Annotated in this window: 8 protein-coding genes; 5 read left to right on the forward strand and 3 right to left on the reverse strand. The window is 41.6% G+C overall.

Going from position 1 to position 6,984, the window contains the following annotated elements; genetic code table 11:
- Window positions 1-297: 297 nt before the first annotated feature.
- The gene (gene pdxR, locus AC1DSE_RS26920) at window positions 298-1,728 is read left to right on the forward strand and encodes a MocR-like pyridoxine biosynthesis transcription factor PdxR (RefSeq protein WP_477528475.1); all 1,431 of its coding nucleotides are present in this window, start codon (window positions 298-300) and stop codon (window positions 1,726-1,728) included.
- Window positions 1,729-1,790: 62 nt separating this feature from the next.
- Here pdxR and AC1DSE_RS26925 read toward each other — a convergent pair whose 3' ends face one another.
- Together AC1DSE_RS26925 and AC1DSE_RS26930 are read right to left on the reverse strand one after the other, a co-directional pair.
- Window positions 1,791-2,567: a YggS family pyridoxal phosphate-dependent enzyme gene (locus tag AC1DSE_RS26925; protein ID WP_477512831.1), complete on the reverse strand. Its 777-nt coding sequence runs from the start codon at window positions 2,565-2,567 to the stop codon at window positions 1,791-1,793.
- 77 nt (window positions 2,568-2,644) lie between these two features.
- Window positions 2,645-3,166 carry a pyridoxamine 5'-phosphate oxidase family protein gene (locus tag AC1DSE_RS26930; protein ID WP_477512832.1) on the reverse strand — a complete coding sequence of 174 codons (522 nt, stop codon included), beginning with the start codon at window positions 3,164-3,166 and terminating at the stop codon, window positions 2,645-2,647.
- 259 nt (window positions 3,167-3,425) lie between these two features.
- Between AC1DSE_RS26930 and AC1DSE_RS26935 the strand changes: the two genes are divergently transcribed.
- Window positions 3,426-4,001, forward strand: a complete 576-nt coding sequence (locus tag AC1DSE_RS26935) for a TetR/AcrR family transcriptional regulator (protein WP_477512833.1) — start codon at window positions 3,426-3,428, stop codon at window positions 3,999-4,001.
- Window positions 4,002-4,052: 51 nt separating this feature from the next.
- Entirely contained in the window at window positions 4,053-4,511 is a 459-nt protein-coding gene (locus AC1DSE_RS26940; protein ID WP_477512834.1) for an SRPBCC domain-containing protein, read from the forward strand.
- 281 nt (window positions 4,512-4,792) lie between these two features.
- Here the strand turns inward: AC1DSE_RS26940 and AC1DSE_RS26945 are convergent, their stop codons facing one another.
- Window positions 4,793-5,263 (reverse strand): MarR family winged helix-turn-helix transcriptional regulator, encoded by a 471-nt coding sequence (locus AC1DSE_RS26945; protein WP_477512835.1) that lies wholly within the window; start codon window positions 5,261-5,263, stop codon window positions 4,793-4,795.
- Window positions 5,264-5,428: 165 nt separating this feature from the next.
- Here AC1DSE_RS26945 and AC1DSE_RS26950 point away from each other — a divergent pair, with 165 nt between their 5' ends.
- Both AC1DSE_RS26950 and AC1DSE_RS26955 read left to right on the forward strand, forming a co-directional pair.
- Window positions 5,429-6,307 carry an SDR family NAD(P)-dependent oxidoreductase gene (locus tag AC1DSE_RS26950; protein ID WP_477512836.1) on the forward strand — a complete coding sequence of 293 codons (879 nt, stop codon included), beginning with the start codon at window positions 5,429-5,431 and terminating at the stop codon, window positions 6,305-6,307.
- Between the two features lie 349 nt (window positions 6,308-6,656).
- Window positions 6,657-6,984: DoxX family protein (locus AC1DSE_RS26955; protein WP_477528476.1), on the forward strand; the 328-nt coding region annotated here is incomplete at its 3' end.

Consider the following 6,984-nt stretch of genomic DNA (forward strand, 5'->3'; position numbering starts at 1 on the left):
CAGTATTGTCGTATGGAATCGGTTTGATATCAGGGTATGGTTTAGTTTACATAAGATAAAGCAGAGAGAGGGTCCATTTTTGTGTATTTAATGTATAAGCAGGGAAAACAGAGTTTAAAATAGAGTGTACTTGTCCGCTGAGTCAGCTGTTCCTGACTTAGCGGATTTTTTATAACTACATTGCTGGCGCAATTAGAAGCATGATAGTATTTCAAGTAATGGAATGTTACTAAATGGTTATTAGAAGATATTAATGCAATCCATAAATTAATCCGAATACAACTAGAGGTGAACAGGATGCTGAAAATTAACCGTGAAGACAAGCGCCCAATATGGCAACAACTGCTTGATCAAGCAATCCATAACATCACAACCGGCAAATGGCTGCCAGGCGAGTTGCTGCTGCCTTCTCGTGAACTCGCACTATTAGTGGGTGTCTCTCGTTCAACGATACAGATTGTTTATGAGGAATTATTTAGTCGCGGCTACACGGTTACTTCAAGGCGCGGCGGAACAAGGGTAAGTGACTGGACCAGCAGAACAAGTTTTACAGAGGATGTGAAACCCCAAGGGCCTAACACCCCAGAGTTACCTTTATTAAACGAAGCAGTCAGTCATTTGCAGAGCTGGTTTAGAGGCAAAGAATATCAAAATGTTGAGATCGATTTCAGCCCCCATGAGCCTTATTTGGATCAACATTTTCAGAAAAACTGGAGACACTCATTTTTGCAAGCCTCGAAAGAAACGGACCTGGACAGTTGGACATATGGCAACGCTTATGGTTTCGTTCCACTACGCGAACAGATTGGGCGCTATCTGTCACTCGAGCGAGGTGTTCACGTGCATATCGATCAAATTATTTTAACTTCGGGCGCACAACATAGCCTTGATTTGATCGCTCAAGCACTTTTAAATGAAGGAGAAACGGTTTCCGTAGAAGATCCCGGGTTCCCCGCCGCATGGATGGCCATGAAATATCGGCGGATGAATGTTGTACCTGTCCCTGTTGATGATTACGGATTACAGGTAGACCACATTCACCCACAATCAAAGCTTGTTTATGTTACGCCTTCACATCAGTGTGCAGTTGGGGTGATCATGTCGGAGCCCCGCAGGCAACACTTGCTGAATATGGCTGCTCAGCAGCAATTTTGGATTGTGGAAGACGACTATGACAGCGAATTTCGGTATCGCGGCGACCCGTTGCCTACGTTGTTTAGCCAGCAATCTCAGAACACATTGTATATGATGAGTTTTTCAAAAATGATTGCTCCTGGTATACGAATATCCGCAATCATTGGACCCCMAAAAGCCATTCGCCAGCTAGCACAAGTCCAAGAGCTAACTTATCGTCACCTTCCGATTATGGAGCAATTAACGCTTACACACTTTATTGAACATGGGTATTTCATGCGTCACATGAGAAGGGTCAGAAACGTATATCGGCGCAGACATGAAGCGATGTCGAAAGCCATTAGCTCATCTGGGTTAGGAGAACGTTTCAAGCTAAGCGGCGTAGAAACGGGATTACACATGTTTTTAGAAGCGGAAGACTCGTTTAACGAACAAGCCTTTACGAACCAAGCGTTAGAAAACGGAGTACGCGTTTATCCGCTTAGCCATTATTGTTTGGAAAGTAATCGAAAAGGGTGGGTGCTTGGTTTTGCTAAAGTAGATGAGTCAGCAATAACAAAAGGGATTTATCGTCTTGCGGAGATGCTGCTATAATTCGAACATCTCCGTCTCTTAGCTGAGTCAATCTGTCTCTGTATTTATGATCATGTTTCCTACTATTTCTGCTGAGCTTGTTTTATTCTACTCATTCTGGATGATTTTTGTGCGGTTTCATCCCAGTAATACTCATCCGGTAAATATCGCTTGCCAAATACGCTTGTCCCTACTCTTATAATGGTTGCCCCTTCTTCAATAGCAACCTTGAAATCCCCAGACATGCCCATCGAGAGAATATCCATTGTTACCCTTGGCAGCTTCTTCTCTATAATCTGTGATTGAATTTGTTTTAATAAGCGGAAGCAACGCCTTGTCTCGTCATTTGTAGCATTCAGTTTTCCAATAGTCATCAAGCCTTTAACATTTAATGTTTCAAAATGAGACAATTGTTGAACCAACTCCAGTGCAGATTCCGGTAAAACACCGAATTTGCTTTCTTCAAATGATGTATTGACTTGTACCAAGATATCCAAAGTTTTGTTTTCTTTAAGGAGCTGCTGATGCAAGGCTTTTCCGAGCTTCAAACGATCCACAGAATGAATGAGGGTGACATATTTAACAACGTCCTTCACTTTATTCGTTTGCAGATGTCCGATAAAATGCCATTCTACTTGGTTGTACTGCTGCATAAGCGGGAATTTCTCACGAAGTTCTTGAGCTTTATTTTCGCCAAATAATACCTCACCCGCTTGTATGGCAATGTGCAAATTTTCAAGCTGAACCGTTTTTGTCGCTAACAAAAGCTTCACTTCATCTTTCTTGCGTCCTGAGTGCAGGCAAGCCAATTCCATCTGATCCCTTACGGATCTAAGATTTTGTTCAACGAAATGAACCATGTTCGTTCAGCCTTCTTTCTGGAAACGCGCAGACTATGCGCAATGTTTTTTCTGTGTAGTCATCCATTATACTTTTTTTACTTGTACATTTTTTCTGCTTCAATTGGATTTTCTTTTGCTGTTATTTGATGGGGATCAATTCGGTACACCTGAACAGATGTATTGAAAACAGCAGACCTGTATTTATCTACATGCTGTTTGGACAAAGGGCGGTTATAATAACCAGGCACATATTTGTGGAGCATTTCCTGCAACATATATGTAGCTTCGTCCAGATCAACGATGAGCTCGGCCTTGCCGAAAATCATGACGCTCATATAGGCTGTGTCTGTCTTAGCCGGTACTGGATCAGTAATGGTTCCATATTCTTCACAAACCGTAAAACAAACCTCAGGGTTTACACTCATGACCTGATTGCGTCTCCCGCCTCCGGCACCATGAAAATAAAGCTTCTCATTTGCCCAAACAAAGTTGAGCGGAACAACATAGGGCAGCTGACCATCAACCATGCCTAGATGGCCAATTCGCGCTTTGCTCAGGAAAGCTTTAATTTTGTTGCTATCGAGCACCTCTCTAATCTTGTAACGAACCATATCCATTCTCAACCACTCCTTCAATACTGATTTATTTTCGCTAGCATATCAGTTATTGGAGTGAGTAAGTAGATCCAAAAATGCGTTTATCGAGCAATCCATATTTATTTGGTGGTACGAAAATTTCTATGGCATTGCAATCGGAGGAACAATGCGCCTGTTGACATTTCTGAAAGTTAACGATATTCTAAATGAAATTATGTTAGTGAGTACTAACTATAAAATTCTATGATCTACTATAATAAATGAGGATTTGGAGAACAGGATGACCACCGACAATAAAAGCAAGCTGATGCTGGCTGCAATCGATTTAATGGCTGAGAAAGGCTACAAAGGCGTATCAACGAAGGAGATAGCTGCAGTGGCAGGCGTTAGCGAGATGACCTTGTTCCGCAATTTTGGAAGCAAGCAAAATCTACTGGACAAAGCAGTCGATCATTATCATTATTCGATTGAAATGACTAAAATTTTTCATGAAAAAGTGATTTGGGATTTGAGAGCGGACTTGCTCATGATAAGCCAAATGTATCATGAGATCATGGATCGAAACCGTAAACTGTTTCTCATTGTTTTGAGTGACAACGAGCTGGCCGAGATTCGTGAGAAGGCGCAGAAGCATCCGCGGAAACTATTGGAGCTATTGACGAATTATTTTGCAGACATGCAGGAAAAGAACAAACTGATTGCAACCGATGCGGAAACACAGGCGATTACCTTCATGTGGATGAATTATGGCGCTTTCATAACACAGCTGTTTGGTGCGTCGTCCATCACTAAGGTGACCCAGCAAAATTTTATGCAATCGAGCATTGAATTGTTTGTTAGAGCTCTGACTCCGTAGTTTTTTAAGCATTAGTTAGTGAGTACAAACAACCATTTGGGAGGTGTTGCAATGAGCAATAAACAATATTCCGAATCAGGCAAAATAGTTGGTCAAACGGCATCGGTGGGTTATCAAGTTGGTGTTCGGAGAACGTTTCCGATTTCGCAAGAAGAGGCATGGGCGTTTCTTACCTCTTCCGAAGGGCTGAAATTATGGCTCGGCAGCCTATCTTTCTTAAATTTGCACAAGGGAGAGACTTTTACGACTTCTGAAGGTATTTCTGGCGAATTTAGGGTTGTAAAACCGTTTCAGCAGCTTCGCTTAAAGTGGGAGAAGAACGAATGGGAGAAACCTTCGACGCTGCAAATCCGGCTGCTATCCGATAACCCTGACAAAACAACGATCAGTTTCCATCAAGAAAATCTGGATCATCCGAATACGCGTGAACAAATGAAGCTTTATTGGGAAGATGTATTGATGGCAATTAGACTTAAGACAAGTGATTCCGTAAATGATGAAAGGAGATAATTAAATATGAATAAGCCCAGTCATATCAATCTTCGAGTAAACCATTTGGAAAGTTTGCTGTGCGATGAGGTCAGAGGTTAGGCTCCAAATAAACTTCATAAACAATAAACTAACCACTTCATCTGAAGTGGTTAGTTTATTGTTTGGTGGAGCCTTGCAAGGGGGCGATCCCAGAAGTTCGGTGAAGTGAAGGGCTTCGAAGGAAATATATCAAATGATCGAGCAAGCCCAATTAGGCGATTTTCTAGGTTCATGTCGTACATTTTTTAGCCTTGGCCAATTCAAAGGATCTCATTATTTTGCTCAAATCCATTAATGGACTTAAGCATTTCGATAAATGTATTAAGTTGTTGATTATCCCATTGGGATATGCGTTCATAAAAAACGTTTTCCTTATCCCGCAGAGCATCAAATGTTTTTTTGCGTCCAAGTTCTGTGAGAGTAAGAAGTATCGCTCGGCGATCATCCGGGGAGCCTTCCCTTTTTACATAACCCAAAATCTCTAGTTGTTTGACGAGACGGCTGACCGAGCTTCGGTCCATAGCAGTTGAATCTGCCAAAATAGAGGCGCTTGTTGGACCATGGGAGTACAGCCATCTCACAATATGGAAAGCCGCAGGTTGTATTGAGGAATCGAAATAAGCAGAAGTTCTGACATTCAGCGCATGCGAGGCGCTAATGAGGGCGTTAATTTGTTCGCCGAGCTTCAGCTCTAATTGTCCTCTCAGCGTGTCTTTACGTTCTTCATTCATTATTGGTACCACCTAACCTAGATTTTTCAAAGAAAGCACACTCTTTATTTAATTGACATATATCAATCACTTATATATAGTTGATATATATCAATTATATATTTTCAGCAATAAGATGTCAAAATGATCGTGAAAAACATGCAATCCTTATAAAGGAGAATGAAGATGACAGCAAATCCGATAATTGTAATTACTGGTGCTACAAGTGGCTTGGGGCAGCTTGTTGCAATCGAAATGGCTAAGCGAGGCGCTCATCTTGTTCTAACGGCGAGGAGTAAGAGTCGTGCAGAAGCAACTGAAAAAATGATCAAGGAGCGGACACCAACAGCTGAAATTAACTTTTTCTATGGTGATTTGTCATCAATGAAGGATGTCAATCGTTTGGGTCAAGAAATATCAGACGCAGTTCCTAAGATTGACGTGTTATTAAATAACGCTGGCCTTCATGCATTTGAACAGAGGATTACGTCAGATGGAATAGCAGAAATGATGGCTGTGAACTATTTTGCGCCATGGTTATTGACCCATCACTTGCATCATTCCTTGAAAAAAGCAGGAAGTGCAACTGTTGTTAATGTTGCTTCTGAGGCTTCTCGCCGTCATGGAGAGCTTAAGATACCGGCGGATTTACTTGATACAGCTCCTTTTACTTCTAGAGGCTCATCCGCGGTATACGGGAAAACCAAACTTTTAAATATTATGTTTACAGCTGAACTTGCACGTCAATGGGATGGAACAGGAATCAGCATACATGCACTGAATCCGGGATTTAATGTTACGGGTCTGGGAAGGGAACTATGGTTCGCCTCGATGCTGGAGCGTGTACTCCATTTCTTTCGTATTGGGGATCCGCGAAGAGGAGCCGATATCATTATTCGTCTAATGACTGATCCTAACTATCAGGGAAAATCGGGCGGATATTATAATGTTGGAGCCGGCGATCCCATAGTACCAGTGCATCCTGGGGGAATGAAGGAGATGCAAAGTAAATTATGGATTGATACATGTGATATTCTAAGGCAGAAAGGCTTCTTTGAAAGTTGATCGGAGCAGTGAAACTAACCATAGGAGGAGAGCGTTTAGCTGGCAGAAATCAGGGATCCTCTAAGCTCCACCATAATAAATAAATCAACCACGTCCATCGGACGTGGTTTTCTGTTCATTAGGTGAATAGCTAATGGGGAGATGCACCATTAAAATATTGCCAAAATAAAAGCGTCATGTTTTATGATGAGCTGGCATGCGGAGTATTAAGTATTCAAACCGTTAAATGGATAAAATTTTCATAAATTACATCGTAATAAATGCTTTACAAGACATATGTGGGTGTACTATTATGAAATAGGACACCGAATGGTGTCTGATTAGAAAATAGAAAGGATGAGTATTTTAAATGCATATACTAGCCATTGTTCTTCAAAGCTGGCTGCTTTTTTCCATGGCTTTTTTTGGAGGAAGCAAGATTGTTGGAGCAAAGCATCAGGTTGAACTGTTTGATTCGATTAAACTTCCTCAATGGTTTCGCGTCATTACGGGCTACGTTCAAATTGTTGCCTGCATAGGACTCATTGTCGGCTATTGGTATGCGGAGATTGCGGCATGGACCGCATTATTGGTAGGCGTCATGATGCTATTGGCGTGCCTCACACATTTCAGAGTTAAACATCCAATCGGAAAAATATTCCCTGCTATATTAAATCTTTTGATAGCTGCTGCAGTAG

The organism is Paenibacillus sp. 01L418 (assembly GCF_056400045.1).